13 protein-coding genes and 1 pseudogene are annotated in these 16,243 nt (G+C 71.9%); 6 read left to right on the top strand and 8 right to left on the bottom strand.

Translation table 11 applies throughout. From position 1 onward, the window contains the following. Positions 1-68: 68 nt before the first annotated feature. Positions 69-317, top strand: a complete 249-nt coding sequence (locus N798_RS16560; protein ID WP_035938865.1) for a WhiB family transcriptional regulator — start codon at positions 69-71, stop codon at positions 315-317. Between the two features lie 59 nt (positions 318-376). Here the strand turns inward: N798_RS16560 and N798_RS16555 are convergent, their stop codons facing one another. Next, on the bottom strand, positions 377-1,858 hold the full coding sequence (locus N798_RS16555; protein ID WP_035950872.1) for a sensor histidine kinase: 1,482 nt from the start codon (positions 1,856-1,858) through the stop codon (positions 377-379). Between the two features lie 25 nt (positions 1,859-1,883). Beyond that, positions 1,884-6,782: an NAD-glutamate dehydrogenase gene (locus tag N798_RS16550; RefSeq protein WP_035950869.1), complete on the bottom strand. Its 4,899-nt coding sequence runs from the start codon at positions 6,780-6,782 to the stop codon at positions 1,884-1,886. Between the two features lie 179 nt (positions 6,783-6,961). Between N798_RS16550 and N798_RS16545 the strand changes: the two genes are divergently transcribed. The 3 genes from N798_RS16545 (at position 6,962) to N798_RS16535 (ending at position 8,343) form a co-directional block, all read left to right on the top strand. Continuing rightward, positions 6,962-7,249 carry a hypothetical protein gene (locus N798_RS16545; RefSeq protein ID WP_035950867.1) on the top strand — a complete coding sequence of 96 codons (288 nt, stop codon included), beginning with the start codon at positions 6,962-6,964 and terminating at the stop codon, positions 7,247-7,249. An 8-nt stretch (positions 7,250-7,257) separates the two neighbouring features. Beyond that, a complete protein-coding gene (locus tag N798_RS16540) occupies positions 7,258-7,770 on the top strand; it encodes a hypothetical protein (RefSeq protein ID WP_156971789.1) in 513 nt (170 codons plus the stop codon). Between the two features lie 84 nt (positions 7,771-7,854). Beyond that, positions 7,855-8,343: a DUF2505 domain-containing protein gene (locus N798_RS16535; protein ID WP_035950861.1), complete on the top strand. Its 489-nt coding sequence runs from the start codon at positions 7,855-7,857 to the stop codon at positions 8,341-8,343. Positions 8,344-8,452: 109 nt separating this feature from the next. On the opposite strand, the gene pruA is transcribed toward N798_RS16535, so the two are convergent. The 5 genes from pruA to N798_RS16510 form a co-directional block, all read right to left on the bottom strand. After that, the gene (gene pruA / locus N798_RS16530) at positions 8,453-10,084 is read right to left on the bottom strand and encodes an L-glutamate gamma-semialdehyde dehydrogenase (RefSeq protein WP_035950858.1); all 1,632 of its coding nucleotides are present in this window, start codon (positions 10,082-10,084) and stop codon (positions 8,453-8,455) included. Between the two features lie 223 nt (positions 10,085-10,307). Further along, positions 10,308-10,739 (bottom strand): DUF6912 family protein, encoded by a 432-nt coding sequence (locus N798_RS16525; RefSeq protein WP_035950856.1) that lies wholly within the window; start codon positions 10,737-10,739, stop codon positions 10,308-10,310. An 11-nt stretch (positions 10,740-10,750) separates the two neighbouring features. Further along, positions 10,751-12,181 carry a WS/DGAT/MGAT family O-acyltransferase gene (locus tag N798_RS16520; protein ID WP_035950853.1) on the bottom strand — a complete coding sequence of 477 codons (1,431 nt, stop codon included), beginning with the start codon at positions 12,179-12,181 and terminating at the stop codon, positions 10,751-10,753. 94 nt (positions 12,182-12,275) lie between these two features. Next, complete coding sequence (locus N798_RS16515) at positions 12,276-13,751, bottom strand: AAA family ATPase (RefSeq protein WP_035950849.1); 1,476 nt, start codon at positions 13,749-13,751, stop codon at positions 12,276-12,278. After that, a complete protein-coding gene (locus N798_RS16510; RefSeq protein ID WP_035950846.1) occupies positions 13,748-14,425 on the bottom strand; it encodes a CpaB family protein in 678 nt (225 codons plus the stop codon). The genes N798_RS16515 and N798_RS16510 overlap by 4 nt, the downstream gene beginning before the upstream one ends. A gap of 257 nt (positions 14,426-14,682) precedes the next feature. Between N798_RS16510 and N798_RS16505 the strand changes: the two genes are divergently transcribed. Next, positions 14,683-14,895: a helix-turn-helix domain-containing protein gene (locus N798_RS16505; RefSeq protein WP_035950843.1), complete on the top strand. Its 213-nt coding sequence runs from the start codon at positions 14,683-14,685 to the stop codon at positions 14,893-14,895. Positions 14,896-14,931: 36 nt separating this feature from the next. Here N798_RS16505 and N798_RS16500 read toward each other — a convergent pair whose 3' ends face one another. Continuing rightward, positions 14,932-15,474, bottom strand: a complete 543-nt coding sequence (locus N798_RS16500) for a hypothetical protein (RefSeq protein ID WP_035950840.1) — start codon at positions 15,472-15,474, stop codon at positions 14,932-14,934. A gap of 73 nt (positions 15,475-15,547) precedes the next feature. Between N798_RS16500 and N798_RS16495 the strand changes: the two are divergent. Beyond that, positions 15,548-16,243 (top strand): annotated as a pseudogene (locus tag N798_RS16495) (hypothetical protein); the annotation flags it as partial.

Here is a 16,243-nt window from a genome sequence, read left to right as displayed (position 1 = left end):
CTGTTGGCCCTGCTCCACCCCCGCTAGCGGCCAGCACCACTGAACTCCACGGACAAGGAGCACCACCCATGGATTGGCGCGACCGCGCTGCCTGCCTCGATGAGGATCCCGAGCTGTTCTTCCCCATCGGGAACACCGGCCCGGCGATCATGCAGATCGAGGAGGCCAAGGCCGTCTGCCGCCGCTGCGACGTCGTCGACACCTGCCTCAAGTGGGCGCTCGAGTCCGGTCAGGACGCCGGCGTCTGGGGCGGACTCTCCGAGGACGAGCGCCGCGCTCTCAAGCGTCGCAACGCCCGAGCCCGCCGCGCAGGCTGACCGCAGCCCGGACATGACGGCCCCGCCTCCCGGCGGGGCCGTTTGCTTTGCCCGCCCGCTCAGCGCGTGAGCGGGCGCAGTCGTGCGGTGAACTCCACCCGCGTGCCGTGTGGCGTGGCCGGCTCCCAGCGGATCCTGCCCTGGAGGTCCTGCACGAGCGAGGTGACGATGCGCGTGCCGAGTCCGGCGAGGACGGGACGGAAGCCGGCGGGCAGTCCCGTGCCGTCGTCGGTGATCGCCACGGTGAGGCCGTCGACACCCGGATCGACCTCCGCCCGGTCGACGTGGACGTTGATCGTCCCGCCGCGCGACGCGAGCCCGTGCTCGACGGCGTTCTGGACGAGCTCGGAGACGATCATCGCCAGCGACGTCGCGTCCTCGGCGCGCATCCGGCCGAACGAGCCGGTGACCGAGGAGTCCACGCGGTGCTCGGTGACCGCGACGTCGACGACCGCTCGGAGCCCGCGCAGTGCGATCTCGTCGAAGTTCACCGTCTCGTCGATCCCCTGGCTCAGGGTCTCGTGGACGAGGGCGATCGTGCCCACCCGACGCACGGCCTCGTCGAGGGCGTTGCGCGCCGTCTGGTCCGGGACCCTGCGTGACTGGAGGCGCAGCAGCGCGGCCACGGTCTGGAGGTTGTTCTTGACCCGGTGGTGGATCTCCCGGATCGTCGCGTCCTTGGTGATGAGCTCCTGCTCGCGGCGCCGCAGCTCGCTCACGTCGCGCAGGAGCAGCAGGGCACTCGTCCGCGTGCCGTTCTGCGTCAGCGGGATGGCGCGCAGGCTCACGCTCGCCGACTGCGTCGAGACCTCGGTCCACCAGGGGGCCCGGCCCGTGATGACGACCGCCAGCGACTCGTCGACCGTCGAGCCCGAGGCCTGGAGCAGGTCGGCCACGACCGTCGCGAGCACCTCGCCGATGACGTCACCGCGGTGGCCTAGCCGGTGGATGGCGCTGATCGCGTTGGGGCTCGCATAGAGGACCGTGCCCTCGAGGTCGAGGTGCACGACACCGTCACCCACACGCGGCGCCCCTCGACGCGCACCCGTCGGCGCCGCCGTGCTCGGGAACTCCCCAGCAGCGATCATCGTCGTCATCGACTCGGCGAGCAGCCGGTAGGTCAGCTCGAGACGGCTCGGCGTGCGACCAGTGACGACGTTGCTGTGCTTCGTGATGACCGCGAGCGACCGTCCCTCGCGCACGACGGGGATCGCCTGCTCGCGCACCGCCGTCTCGCCCTGGCTCTCGGGTTCGCGCCCGTTGACGATCCGCCGGTGACGGTAGGCCTCGGACAGGATGGGTTCGCGCCACCGCCCCGACGACCGTCCGACGATGTCCTCGTAGAAGACCATCGGGCCGGTGTTGGGGCGCACGTGCGCGACCGCGCGCCATCCGTCGAGGCCGGTCGGCACCCACAGCACGAGGTCCGCGAAGGACAGGTCCGCGATGAGCTGCCAGTCCCCCACGACGAGGTGGACCCATTCGATGTCGTGGTCCTCGAGGGTCGTCGACGCCCGGAGGGACTCTGCGAGGGTGCTCACGCGGCGAGCCTAGGGCGTGACCTCGTCAGCCTCCCTGCCGGACCACGGACCGAAGCGTCCGCAGGGCCACCGAGAGCGCAGCGATGTTGGGCTTCTCGAGCGACCGTATGCCGGCCAGCTGGCTGCTGACCCGCTCCACGGCTCCGTCGCCGGCCGCGTCCCACGCCTCGATCCGCTCGTCGGCCGTGACGACGCCGTCGCCGTCGAGGTCCTTGGCGAACTCGAACGCGTTGCGGGTGAACGACTCGAGGACGGAGTAGAGGTCGTCGCGCAGGGCGCCGCGAGCGAGCGCGTCCCAGCGGTCGTCGCGCGGCAGGCCGGCGACCCGGTTGAGCATCCCGTCGATCCCGAACCGCTCGGAGAGCCGGAAGTACACCTCGGCCACCTCGTGGGCGGTGTGGTCGACGTCCGAGGCGATCTCGACCACGTCGAGCAGCGAGTAGCTGTCGAGCAGCGAGGCGGCGCGGGCCGCGAGCTCGCTCGGCACCCCGGCCTCCTCCCACGCGGCGGTCTGCGCGAGGACTCGCTCGCGCTCGCCGCCCTGGAGCAGCTCGGGGATGCGCGGCACGAGGTCCGCGACGACCGGGGCGAACCGCTCGACCTCGGTCGTGATGTCGAGACCGCTGGGCCGGGCACCGAGCAGCCAGCGCACCGCACGGTCGAGCAGGCGCCGGAACTCGAGGTAGAGACCCGTCTGCACCTTGGTCGGCAGCTTGTTGTCGAGCTCCTCGACCGCCTTGACGTAGCCCCGCAGGTCGAAGACCTCACGGCAGACGATGAACGCGCGGGCCACCTGGTCGGGCGTGCACGTTACCTCCTCCGCCGCGCGGAAGGCGAACGTGATGCCACCTCGGTTGACCATCGAGTTGACGACCGAGTTCGTGATGATCTCGCGGCGCAGCGGGTGCTCACCCAGCTCCGCGGCATACGGCTCGCGCAGTGCCTTCGGGAAGTAGTGAGCGAGGGTCGCCGCGAAGTACGGGTCGTCCGGCAGGTCACTCGCGAGGATGTCCTTCTTGAGCGCGAGCTTGGCGTAGGCGACGAGGACCGAGAACTCGGGCGACTTGAGCCCGAGCCCCTCGGAGGCGCGCTTGGCGATCTCGGCGTCCGTCGGGAGGAACTCGAGCGACCTGTCGAGCTCGCCGCGCTCCTCGAGCCAGCTCATGAGGCGCTGGTGGACCGGCACCATCGAGAGGTCCTGCGCACGGGCGTTGCCGAGGAGGACGTTCTGCTCGTAGTTGTCGCGCAGCACGTGCTCGGCGACGTCGTCGGTCATCGACGCGAGGAGGGTGTTGCGCTCCTCGGTCGTGAGGTCGCCGCGGCGCACGACGTCGCCGAGGAGGATCTTGATGTTGACCTCGTGGTCGGAGGTGTCGACGCCCGCGCTGTTGTCGATGGCGTCGGTGTTGACCCGGACGCCGGACAGCGAGGCCTCGATGCGGCCGAGCTGGGAGAGGCCGAGGTTGCCGCCCTCGCCGACGACCTTGACGCGCAGCTCGTTGCCGTTGACGCGAATGGCGTCGTTGGCACGGTCGCCGATCGACAGGTGGTCCTCGCTCGCCGCCTTGACGTAGGTGCCGATGCCGCCGTTCCACAGCAGGTCGACCGGCGCGAGCAGGATCGCGTGGATGAGCTCGGTCGGGGTCATCGTCGTGACGCCGTCGTCGAGCCCGAGGGCCGCCCGCATCTCGGGCGTGACCGTCACCGACTTGAGAGAGCGGGGGAAGACGCCGCCGCCGGCGGAGATGAGCGAGCGGTCGTAGTCGTCCCATGACGAGCGCGGCAGCTCGAAGAGGCGCTTGCGCTCCCGGAACGACTGTGCCGCAACGGGTTCGGGGTCGATGAAGACGTGACGGTGGTCGAACGCCGCGACGAGGCGGATGTGCTCGGAGAGCAGCATGCCGTTGCCGAAGACGTCGCCGCTCATGTCGCCGACGCCGACCGCGGTGAAGTCCTCGGTCTGGGTGTCGACGCCCATCTCGCGGAAGTGCCGCTTGACCGACTCCCAGGCACCTCGGGCCGTGATGCCCATCGCCTTGTGGTCGTAGCCGGCCGAGCCACCGGACGCGAACGCGTCGTCGAGCCAGAAACCGTAGGACTGGGCGACGCCGTTGGCGATGTCCGAGAAGGTCGCCGTGCCCTTGTCTGCGGCGACGACGAGGTAGGGGTCGTCGCCGTCGTGGCGCACGACGCGCTCCGGGGGGACGATCTCGGAGCCGACGCGGTTGTCGGTGATGTCGAGCAGGCCGGAGATGAAGGTCCGGTAGGCCGACTGGCCCTCCTCGAGCCACGCTTCGCGCGAGACGGCCGGGTCGGGCAGCTTCTTGGCATAGAAGCCGCCCTTGGAGCCGGTCGGCACGATGACGGCGTTCTTGACCATCTGCGCCTTGACGAGTCCGAGGATCTCCGTGCGGAAGTCCTCGCGCCGGTCGCTCCAGCGCAGACCACCGCGGGCCACCGACCCGAACCGGAGGTGCACGCCCTCGACCTGCGGGCTGTAGACCCAGATCTCGTATGCCGGTCGCGGCGCCGGCAGGTCGGGGATCGCCGTCGGGTCGAGCTTGAGCGAGACGTAGGCGCGGGGCTCGCCGTCGGCGGCGGGCTGGAAGAAGTTCGTGCGCAGCGTCGCGCGCATGACGGCGAGGAAGGACCGGATGATGCGGTCCTCGTCGAGCGAGCTCACGTCGTCGAGGGCGGCGGTGATCCGCGCGGCGATCTCGTCCTGTCGCTCCTGGCGCTGCTCGTCCTCGTCGGCGCGGAAGGCCTCTGGGTCGAAGCGTGCCTCGAAGAAGGCGACGAGGTCGGCCGCGATCGACGGGTTCCCGACGAGTGCGTCCTCGAAGTAGGACTGGCTGAACGTCGCCTGCGTCTGGCGGAGGTACTTCGCGACCGTCCGCAGCACGACGACCTGCCGCCAGCTGAGGCGCGCCGCGAGGACGAGCTGGTTGAACCCGTCGGACTCGGCACGCCCGTCCCACACGGCGAGGACGGCACCCTCGAAGAGCTCGCGCAGGTCCTCGTGCGCGATGCCCGACCAGATCTCCTGGTCCTGCACCCGCAGACCGAAGTCGTAGACGTGCAGCTGCGCACCGTCGGACCGGTTCACCTCGTAGGGCTGCTCGTCGACGACCTCGACCCCCATGTCGGTGAAGATCGGCAGGATGTCGGTGAGCGACAACGGGTCCACGCGGAAGAGCTTGAAGCGGCGCAGCCCCTCGGGCGAGTCGGCGGGGCGGTATAGCGCGACGCTCGTGCGGCGCTCGTCGCTCAGCCCGTCGAGGTGGTGCAGGTCGGCCACACCCTGGACGACGGAGAACGTCTCCTCGTATGCCGTGGGAAAGCCGCGCCCGAACCGGTCGAGCAGCCGGTCGCCCTCGACCTCGCCGAGGCGGTCGCGCAGGCCGTCACCGAGGCGGTCCGCCCACGTCCGGCTGACCTCGACGAGCCGGCGCTCGAGCCGCTCCCGCTCGTCCTCGTCGAGGTGTCGGACGCGCTCTCCGACGGGGACCCGGACGACGAACTGCAACCGGGAGAGCGCGCGCTCGCTCACGCGTGCGGTGAACTCGACGCTCTCGCCACCGAAGGCGTCCTTGAGGATCGCCGCCATGCGGGTCCGGACGCCGGTGTTGTAGCGGTCGCGCGGGATGTAGACCTGGCACGAGACGAACCGGCCGAAGTCGTCCTCGCGCAGGAAGAGCTTGGTGCGACGCCGCTCCTGGAGCTGGGTGACGGCCATCGCCGTCTCGTAGAGGTCCTCCGGCGTCGCCTGGATGAGCTCGTCGCGCGGATAGGTCTCGAGGACCTCGAGGAGGTCCTTGCCGGTGTGCGAGTCGGGCGCGAGCCCGGACTGCTCGAGCACCGACTGGACCTTCTCGGCGACGACGGGCAGTCGCAGCACCGACTCGGTGTAGGCCGTCGACGCATAGAGGCCGAGAAAGCGCTTCTCCCCCGCCGTGCTGCCGTCCGGAGCGTAGGTGCGGATGCCGACGTAGTCGAGGTAGGTCGGGCGGTGCACCGTCGAGCGCGAGTTCGCCTTGGTGAGGACGAGGACGCCCCGCTCGCGGGCCTTGCGGCTCGACTCGGGCGAGAGCGGCACGATCTTCTTGTCGGCCGGCGGGTCCTGCTTGAGCATGCCGAGGCCGGTGCCGCTCAGCGGCCGGATGACGTCTCCCTCGGCGGTGTCCTCGAGGGCGTACTCGCGGTAGCCGAGGAAGGTGAAGTGGTTGTCGGCCATCCACCGGAGGAAGGCGGCCGCCTGGCTGACCTCCGCGGGGTCGACGCCACGCGGCGGCGTGCCCTCGAGCTCGGCGGCGATGACGAGGCAGCGGGTCCGCATCGAGGGCCAGTCGGTGACGGCCTCGCGCACGTCGAGCAGCACGTTCTCGAGGACGGCGGTGAGCTGGTCGCGCGCGGTCTGCTCGCTCTCGCGGTCGACGGTGAGCAGGATCCACGACTCGTTGTGGACGTCGGCGTCGCCCTCGCGCACGCCGGGGTCGTCGGCGTCGCAGGTCTCGAGGAGGTGTCCGGACTCGTCGCGACGGACGCGGAACTGCGGGTGGATGACGAGGTGGATGTCGATGTCGCGCTGCACGAGGGCGCCGGTGACCGAGTCGACGAGGAAGGGCATGTCGTCGGTGACGACCTGGATGACGGTGCGGGCGCTCGACCACCCGTCGGTGTCGGTCGTCGGGTTGAAGACCCGCACCGCGGCGGTGCCGGGCGTGCGGCTCTCGGCGAGGTCGAGGTGCGACTTCACCGCTCCGGCGAGGATGCGCGCAGGGCGTGCGCTCAGCTCCTCGTCGGGCACGTGGCGGAAGTAGCGTCCGACGATCTCCGCGCCGTCCGGTCGTGGGTCGAGACCGGCGAAAGCCGAGACGATGGCGTCCAGTGTGGTCGATCGGGGGTGGACCGATGACTCAGTCATGGTGCGCTGCAGATCCTTTGAGTTGCGGCTTCGCCGATGGCCACGGCGGGACACTGCACTGTGTCCAGCACCGAGACTACTCACTTGCCGCACCCTGTGGATGAGGGGTCGGAGGTGGGGCACGTGAGCACTAGAGTGACGAGGTGCGCAGGCTCCCGGAAGCTCCCTCGCTGCCTGGGGTGAGCACCGTCCTCGAGGGCCTGTCCGCCACCATCGCGAGCGTCGAGGACGACCTCCTCGCGAGCCTCGTCGTCCTCGGCGAGAGCGACCCGCAGCGCTCCGTCGACGGATGGGTCGACCAGGTCGTCGACCTCCTCCGTGCGGTCGACGAGGTGGCCGCGCAGCACCGCACGACGCTCGCCCTGGCCCACTCCCGCGCCACTGCCCGCGGCGGCTCCGCGCCGGAGGACGCCGCGAGCGACGAGGTCCGGGCCACCGTCGACTCCTCCCGGCGGGACCCACCGTGAGGGGGCTCGTGCCGGGTGACCCGGCCTCGCTCTCCGCCCTCGGCGCCTCGGCCACCCGCGCCTCGCGCGAGCTGGCGGCTGCCTGCGAGGCCAGCGGGACGGCATACGCCTCGCTCAAGGACGTGTGGGGCACCTCGACGTCGGTCCGCGTGCGCAAGGAGGGCCGCCGGGCCCTCGACGCGCTCACCGTCGGCGGGCGTCACACCGAGGCGGTCGGTGCCGCCCTCCAGTCGTATGCCGTCGAGCTGAGTGCGTTGCAGGCGCGCGCCCGCGCGGTCCTCGACGAGGCGTCGGCTGCGGGCATCACGGTCGAGGCCGGGAGGGCCCGGCTGGCGTGGGGCGTCACCGGCGAGGCCGACGCCGCGACGACCCGCGGCCGCGCCGACACGGTCGCGAAGGTGCAGGCCGAGCTCGACGCCGTGGCCGCGCAGCACCGCCGCCGACGCGACCGGTTCCTCGCCGAGGTGGCGGCGTCGACGACCGAGCTCGAGGCCCTCGCCCGCAGCCTGCGTGTGTCCTGAGGGGCCGGCGTTCGGGCGGTGGCGCGTCGGTGACGGGTCCGCGGTGAGAGGATCGGCGGGCCGGACCACGCCAAGGAGGAGCACGTGAAGTTCACCCACCGCGCCGAGTACCCCGCAGCGCCCGACGTCGTCTTCGCGCAGATGTGCGAGCAGGAGTTCCAGGACGCCAAGTGCGACGCGACGACGACAGGGACGTGGAAGGCCGACGTGTCGACGAGCGGTGACCGCACCGTCATCTCGACCGAGCGGGTCCTGCCGACCGACGGCCTGCCCGACATCGCACGGTCGTTCGTCGGCGAGACGCTCACGGTGGTCGAGGTCCAGACGTGGGGTCAGGCTGCCGCGGACGGGTCGCGCACCGGCGACCTCAACCTCCATGTCAAGGGAGCGCCGATGACTCTCAAGGGAGCGGTGCGCCTCTCTCCCAAGGGTTCCGGCACCGTGCACGAGCTCGTCGGGGAGCTCAAGGCCGGCGTGCCGCTCATCGGTGGCAAGCTCGAGAAGGCCGCCGCCGACCCGCTGCTGCACGCCGCCCGGACCGAGACGGACCTGCTCCACAGCCGCGTGGGCTGACCCGCCCCCGCCCCGCCCCACCCGTCCGAAGCAGTCGAGAGTAGACAGATCCCCGCCCGGCGCGTCGCCAGGCGGGGATCCGTCTACTCTCGACTGCTTCCCCGAGGCGTCAGACGCCCATGTGCGGGTAGGTGTGGTTCGTCGGTGGCACGAACGTCTCCTTGATCGAGCGCGGGCTCGTCCAGCGCAGGAGGTTCTGCGCCGAACCGGCCTTGTCGTTCGTGCCCGAGGCACGCCCGCCACCGAAGGGCTGCTGGCCGACGACGGCACCGGTCGGCTTGTCGTTGACGTAGAAGTTGCCCGCCGCGAAGCGCAGGCGCTGGGTGGCCTCGGCGACGGCGGCGCGGTCCTGGGCGATGATCGAGCCGGTGAGCGCGTAGGCCGAGGCCGAGTCGATGGTGTCCATGACCTTGCCGAACTGGCGGTCCGGGTAGACGTGGACCGAGAGCAGCGGACCGAAGTACTCGGTCGTGAAGATCTCGTCGTTCGGGTCCTCACCGACCATGATCGTCGGGCGGACGAACCAGCCCTCGGAGTCGTCGTAGGTGCCACCGGCGACGATCTCGATGCCGCTCGTCGCCCGGGCCCGGTCGATCGCGGCCTTGTGCTTGGCGAACGCACGGTCGTCGATGACGGCCCCCATGAAGTTCGACAGGTCGGTGACGTTGCCCATCGTCAGGCCCTCGGTGAGCTCGACGAGGTCCTTCTTGATGACCTTCCAGATGCTGCGCGGGATGAACGCGCGCGACGCGGCCGAGCACTTCTGGCCCTGGTACTCGAAGGCGCCGCGGATCATGGCGGTCCGGACGACGTCGGGGTCGGCGCTCGGATGGGCGAGGATGAAGTCCTTGCCACCGGTCTCCCCGACGATCCGGGGGTAGTGCCGGTAGGTCGTGAGGTTCGAGCCGATCTCCTGCCACAGGTGCTGGAAGACGCGCGTCGAGCCGGTGAAGTGCAGACCCGCGAACTCGGGGTGCTTGAGGACGACGTCCGAGACCTCGGTGCCGTGACCGGTGACGAGGTTGATGACGCCGGGCGGCATGCCGGCCTCCTCGAGGATCTCGAGGACGAACTGGGCCGCGAGCGCCTGCGTGTGCGACGCCTTCCAGACGACGGTGTTGCCCATGAGCGCCGGCGCGGTCGGCAGGTTGCCGGCGATCGCGGTGAAGTTGAACGGCGTGATCGCGTAGACGAAGCCCTCGAGCGAGCGGTAGTCCGTGCGGTTCCAGATGCCCGGGGCGTTGGCCGGCGGCTGCTCCTCGAGGATCTGGCGGGCGAAGTGGACGTTGAAGCGCCAGAAGTCGATGAGCTCGCACGCGCTGTCGATCTCGGCCTGGTATGCCGTCTTGCTCTGTCCCAGCATCGTCGCGGCGTTGACCTTCGCGCGCCACGGGCCGGCGAGCAGGTCGGCGGCCTTGAGCAGGATCGAGGCCCGGTCGTCGAAGGACATGTCGCGCCAGGCGGGGGCGGCGGCGTTCGCGGCGTCGACGGCGGCGCGCGCGTCGGCCTTCGTGGCGTCCCGGAGGGTTCCGAGCACCGAGCGGTGCGCGTGCGGCTGGCGCACGTCGATCTTCGCGCCACGTCCCTCGACGCGCTCGCCGTCGATCGTATGCGGCAGGTCCCACTTCGTGCTGCCGACCTCGGCGAGCGCGACCTCGAGGGCCGCGCGCTCGGGGCTGCCCGGCGCGTAGTCACGGACCGGCTCGTTGATCGGGGCAGGGACGTGGGTCACAGCGTCCATCGGTGTCTTCCTCGATTCGTGGGGTTCTGGGGGTCGGCCCATCGTCCCACGGTGGCGCGGTGGGCCGTGCCGCCCCCTCTCGCGTCTGCCGTGCCGCGCGCCTCCGCTTGCGTCCGCAGGTCTGGCGCCCTGACCCCCAGATCTGCGGACGCTGCGTATGCCGTGCCGGGCACCTCCGCTTGCGTCCGCAGGGATGACGCCCTGGCCACCAGAGTTGCGGACGCTAGGTGGTGGGCTCGTCGCCGCGGACGAGGCGGATGACGTCGTCGAGCTCGGTGACGTCGTACCAGAGGAGGTCGGCGACCTCGCCGCCCGGCTCCTCGTCGATGTGGAAGGAGGCGATGCGCGGCAGCGCGACGACGCTGTCGAGCTCGACGGTTGTGCCGTCCTCGGTTGTCGCGTTGACGACGGCGGCGTCGACGTCCGCCGACGCGACGCCCCGCCGCTCCCCGCGCTGCGCGAGCGCGGCGGCGTCGGTGGCGGCAGCCGACCACGCGGCATACTCGCGTTCCTCGTCGTCGTTGCCGAGGCCCGGACGCGCGCTCGGCGCGACCGCCGTGTGCCCGGCAACCGGCGCCGGTCCGACCTCTCCGGTGCGGCGCAGGGTGTCGAGCGCACCGGCGTCGAGCGGGAGGTAGACGCGAACGAGGGGCATGGCGGGTCCTTTCAGCGGGCTCGGCTGCGCGGGGCCTCGAGGAGCTCCTGCAGGGCGTCGACGATCGACTGGCCGAGGACGTCGGTGTCCGGGAGGGCGTCACGGTCGGCGTAGAGGCCGTAGTAGACGCCGCCGTCGTAGGACGTGAGGCCGATCGAGAGCGCCTTCGACGGGCCGAGCGGCATGACCGGGTAGGTCGAGGCCATCTGTGCGCCCGCGATGTAGAGCGGGTGCTGCGGCCCGGGGACGTTGGTGATGGCGACGTTGAAGAGCCGCCGCGAGACCGCACCCCCGAGGCGGGCGGCAAGCGTGTGCATCGTCGGCGGGGCGAAGCCACCCAGTCCTGACAGGGTGTCGGCGTCGACCGCCCGGCCTGCCTCCATCTGCTGGCGCATGGCGAAGGCGATCTGGTGCAGGCGCATCGACGCCCCGGGCTCGCCGACGGGCAGGTCGACGAAGCACGCGGTGAGGTGCCGGCCGGGAGCCATCTCGCTCTCGGCGTCGTGCGTGCTCACCGGCACCATCGCCCGGACCGTGGTCGCGCCGTGCACGCTCTCGCCCCGGGTCATGAGCCAGGTGCGGAAGGCGCCGGTCACGGTCGCGAGGATGACGTCGTTGATCGAGACGTCGTCGGCGAAGGCGCCCTTGGTGAGACGGGACCGGACCTTCTTGTAGTCGTCGAGGTCGGTGCCGACCATGACGAACCGGCGGGCGCGCCCGACGCGGGCGTTGAGCGGTGACTCGGGGGCCGGGCTGGTCGAGGCCCGGGCGACGGCCGAGACGACCTCGCCGGCGGCGCCGAGGACCCGCCCGGCCGTCTCCTTGACGTCGGTGATCCCGGACTGGACCGTGTCGATGATCTGGCTGGGGGCGCGCACGGTGTCGGCGAGCGCGCTGACGATGAGCTCGGTGTGCGACGGCTCGCGGCTCGGGCGCCATGTGTCGTCGATGCTCTCGGTGCTCGGGGTCTCGGAGTCCTCGAGGATGAGGTGGGCGATGTCGACCGCGTTGACGCCGTCGACGAGCGCCTGGTGGGTCTTGGTGACGATCGCGAACCGGTCGTCGGCGAGGCCCTCGACGAGGTAGACCTCCCACAGCGGTCGGCTGCGGTCGAGCTGGCGCGGCTGGATCCGCGCGATGAGCTCCTCGAGCTGCTCGTCGCCGCCCGGACGCGGCAGGGCCGATCGGCGCACGTGGTAGGTGACGTCGAATCGCTCGTCGTCGATCCAGACCGGGTTCGCGAGACGTCCCGGGACGAAGCGGACGCGCTGGCGGTAGCGCGGGACGTAGGCGATCCGGCGCGAGATGATGCCGACGAGGCGGTCGTAGTCGAACCCCTCGTCGGGGGCGTCGAAGACCATGACCGACCCCACGTGCATCGGCGTCGACGAGTTCTCGAGCGTGAGGAAGCTGCTGTCGAGGGTGCTCATCCGGTCGGCCACGAGCCCATCGTGTCAGATGCGCGAGGTCCGGTCGTGCGGCCCACGAGGACTGTGGGGACCGTCATGAGCGTGCTGGCCTCACGCTCCCGACCCGTCAGGCCGAGCGGCGGGCCCGCCTCCCGAGACGCACCCGGCTCCGGCGACCGGCGCGGGTGTCGGGTGCCGCGTGCTCGGGACACACCGCGTCAACGACCCGGGCGACGGCTGCGGCGACGAGCCCGCCACCGGGCTGCTCGACGAGGCTGCGGCCGGCGAGCAACGCGACGTCGCACTCGTCCGGCGCCCACGGCACGAAGTGCGGGTCCTCGAGCCCGGCGAACCGGCCGAGGACCTCGGTGATCGCCTTCTCCGGGGCGGACCCGGCGGCCGACGCGCGCACCTTGTTGACGACGACGACCGGCTCCGGCGACGGCACGACGCCGACGTCCTGCACCGCACGCACGAGTCGCTGGAGACCGACCGGGTCGGCCGACCCGACGACGACGAGGTCGTCGGCGCACTCGAGCGCGGTGAGGGTCGTCGCGTTGCGCCGCGGCGCAGCGGTGTCGTAGCTGAGCTCCTCGTCGTCCTCGATCGCGAACCCGCAGTCGACGACGACGTGGCCGACGAGCGTACGCGACTTCTCGAGGACGTCCTCGACCGCCGCGGCCCGCAGCTCGGGCCACCGGTCGGGCTTGGGTATGCCGGTGAGCACCCGCAGCCCGGGCGTCACCTCGGGCGCGACCCGCGACAGGGACGCCCGGTCGAGGGTGCCCTGCTCCGAGGCGCGAGCGGCCGCGGCCACGCCCGGCGCCTCGTCGATGAGCGCAAGCGCCTGGGCGACGCTCGCGCCCCATGTGTCGAGGTCGACGAGCAGGGTGCTGACGCCACGCGCGGCGAGCGTCGCGGCCATCGTCACCGCGAGGGTGGTGCGCCCCGGGGCGCCGGTCGGCCCCCAGACGGCGGTGATGCGGGTGCGTCGGGGGATGCCGTCCCCGTCGTCACCCCAAGAGCCGGGTCCGTCGGAGGTCCCGCCGCGGTTGGGCACGGCCCCGCCGGACGGGTGCGGTTCGCCCTCACCGGCGGAGCCGCCGAGCCACGCGGCGAGCTCGTCGTCGCTCACCACCGACCCCCCGGTCGCCCCATCGGCGGCCGAGGGGCCAGCGGCACTCGCACGGCCACCCGTTCCCGCCACGCCGGCCCTCCCCGCGGCGCCACCGACACCGGGCGCGAACCCACCCTCGGCGAGGTCCACGAGGGTCCGGGCGACCTCCTCGGGCTCGGTTCCCGGACGCAGGAGGACCCGCACCCCGAGCTGGCGCAGCCGCGCCTCGCCCGCGTCGTCGCCGGTCGCGACGAGCCCCGCCACGCGCACGCCGTGACCCGCGAGGTGCCGCAGCGCATCGCGGTCGAGGCCGCGGAAGTCGGCGGAGACGACCGCGAGGTCCGCCACGCCGGACGCGCCGGTCGACAGCAGCTCGGCGACGTCCGCACAGCGACGGACGACGCTCACGCCCGACGCGATCTCGAGCGCGGACACGAGCTCCTGCTCGTGGTGGTGCGAGACCCCGGTGACGACGCCGACCGTCATGACGTGGGGGCCGCGATCGCGCCGGGAACCGCGACGAGGGTGATCTTGGCGCCGAGGTCGACGTCGCCGACGAGCGACTGCACGGTCTCCTTGGGGACCATGACCTGCACCGGCCTGGTGTCGCCCGAGGAGCCCATCATCCCGTCGTCCTTCGACAGCGCGACGACGGTCACTCCCTCGAGGGTGAGCTCGGGTCCTTCGAACGTCTCGGTCCCGACACTGCCCTTGGTGGGTGCCGTCGGCCGGTTGACGTAGACGTCGACGACGGAACCCGGCTGGAGCGTCGAGGCCGCCGTCGCGTCGACCTGGAGCGCCAGCGGCTGGCTCGTCGCCTTGTCCCGCGGACCCACGGCCGAGGCGGGGATGAGCTCGCCCGCACGCACCTCCCGCAACGCCACCTGGTCCGCCGGCAGGTCACCGGCAGCGCTGACGTAGCCGCTCCCGGCGTCCCCCAGCTGCACGTCGACCCGGACGACGTCGTCGGCCGTGAGCGGCTGGCCGGCCATGAGACCGGACTTCGCGGCATACATGGGGACGCGGTCGTCGGCGCGGCTCATGACGTAGGCACCGATCGCGGTGGACGCGAGCACGAGGAGGACGCCGACGACGAGCCGGCTGTCGCGCCACGAGGGTCGGCGAAGGCGCTGGGCGGTGGGCGTGGAGGTCTCGCTCATCAAGGACTCCGGATCGTCGAACTCGGCAGTCGGGCAGGGATGAGGGATCGCCGTGCTCTTCCCCCGCCGACGATTGTGTCCCACGCAGCGCCCCGACGCGCGACGAGATCGTGCGCCTGTGGACAACCGGCGCCGCGTCGACCAACCCGAACGACGGTGTCGTGTCGTGTGGATGAGCGCCGAGGCGGCCGTGGCCCTGCGTGGCAGACTGGAGCGGCGATCCCGTCCCCGTCCGACCAGCCCCGAGGAGCACGCCCGTGGCCAAGCGGTTCATCCCGCTCACCGAGGTGTCCGAGATCCTCGACATCTCCTCGGCGCAGGCCTATGCCCTCGTGCGCTCCGGCGAGCTCCCCGCCATCAAGGTCGGCGGCCGCGGCCAGTGGCGCGTCGAGACCTCCGAGCTGGAGGACTACATCCAGCGGATGTACTCGCAGACCCGCGACTTCGTTCGCGCGCAGGGCGACGACTGACGAGCCCGTCCGCGTCTCCCGGACCGCCCTCGCGGGTCAGCGCGCCTCGACGAGCACGACGGCTCGGAACGGCACCGTATGCCGTCCGCGCACGTTCTCGGGCCGGCGGTCCTCCCCCAGCGCGTGCTCGGCGAGGTCGAGGTGGTCCGCGCCCACGGCGTCGATCGTTCCCGTGACGACCTGACCGCTCGTGTCGGTGAGCGCGACGTGCGCGCGGTCCCGAGACAGTCCTCGGAGCGCGTAGCCGAGGGTGAACCGGCGCGCCGTCCGCGCACCCGTGGCGCGCGGTGCGAGACCGAGAGCCCCGACGACGGCAGCGAGGGGGACGACCGCCTCGCGGCCGGTCCTCATCCGGAGCAGGAGCCAGTCCTCACCGAGGTCGAGCAGCTCCCCCTCCAGATGGGCGCCGGTGACGAGGCGCAGCCGGACGGCCTGACCGACGGCGGCGGCGAACCGGGCACCCAGCTCGACAGAGGCCCGCTCGCGACGGGTGCGGTCGGCCACCTCGGAGTCGCGCTCGCGGCGCTCCTCGGCTCCGAGCTGTGCCTCGAGGTCGTCGAAGAGCCGGTCCCACCGCATGAGCGGGAGCCTAGAGCCGTCGACGGCACCCTTCCCGTTGCGACACCGATGCACATCATCTATCGTCAAAAACATGCAAACGGCATCAAACAACACCAAAGACGCTCTTCCGACGGTCACGGCGCGGGTCGGGAGGTCGGCTCGACCTGTCCTCGTCGGCTTCCTCGCGGTCGCGGTCGCCACGGCAGCGGCGTGGATGCTGTGGCTCGCCTGGCTCTCGGCCTGGACCCGCGTCGACGCGACCGGACCCGCCTCGACCGCCGAGCTCCTGACCCTCGTGGCGGCGTCGGCAGCGATCGCCCTCGCCGCATGGCTCTGCCTCGGCGTCGTCCTCGAGGTCTGCTCCCACCTGCCGGGCCGGACAGGCGCCGCGGCCGGTCGGTGGGCCGACCGCCTCACCCCGGCCCTGGCGCGGCGCGTCGCGGCGTTCGTGCTCGGAGTCGGTGTCGGTGTCGCCGGTGGTCCGAGCCAGGCCGTCGGCGCCTCACGCGACCTCGGCGCCTCGGTCAGCGCCTCGACCGCTCCGTCGCCAGGCTTCGTGCCCACCCACGAGGTCGCTGCGGCGCCCGGCTTCGCACCGACGCACGTCGACCGGACGACACCGGCCCCCGGCTTCGCACCGGCCCCGGTCCGCGGCCCCCATCCGGCTGCCGCGACCGAGGCAACACCCGCTCCTCCCGCTGCCCCCGCTCCCGGCTTCACGCCCTCCGCACCCCGGGTGCGCAAGCAGGCCGACCCGACGCTTCTCGGCGCCCGCCCGGCCCGCCCC

Origin of the sequence: Knoellia flava TL1, assembly GCF_000768675.1 — a bacterium.
In the GTDB taxonomy this organism is placed as follows: domain Bacteria; phylum Actinomycetota; class Actinomycetes; order Actinomycetales; family Dermatophilaceae; genus Knoellia; species Knoellia flava.
This window is presented reverse-complemented; position numbering and strand designations above follow the sequence as displayed.

Coding starts and splice junctions, on each gene's coding strand:
- N798_RS16515 (WP_035950849.1), bottom strand. CDS start 13,751: ATGACGGTCGGCGTCGTCACCGGGGTCTCGCACCACCACGAGCAGGAG.
- N798_RS16560 (WP_035938865.1), top strand. CDS start 69: ATGGATTGGCGCGACCGCGCTGCCTGCCTCGATGAGGATCCCGAGCTG.
- N798_RS16500 (WP_035950840.1), bottom strand. CDS start 15,474: ATGCGGTGGGACCGGCTCTTCGACGACCTCGAGGCACAGCTCGGAGCC.
- pruA (WP_035950858.1), bottom strand. CDS start 10,084: ATGGACGCTGTGACCCACGTCCCTGCCCCGATCAACGAGCCGGTCCGT.
- N798_RS16550 (WP_035950869.1), bottom strand. CDS start 6,782: ATGACTGAGTCATCGGTCCACCCCCGATCGACCACACTGGACGCCATC.
- N798_RS16510 (WP_035950846.1), bottom strand. CDS start 14,425: ATGAGCGAGACCTCCACGCCCACCGCCCAGCGCCTTCGCCGACCCTCG.
- N798_RS16525 (WP_035950856.1), bottom strand. CDS start 10,739: ATGCCCCTCGTTCGCGTCTACCTCCCGCTCGACGCCGGTGCGCTCGAC.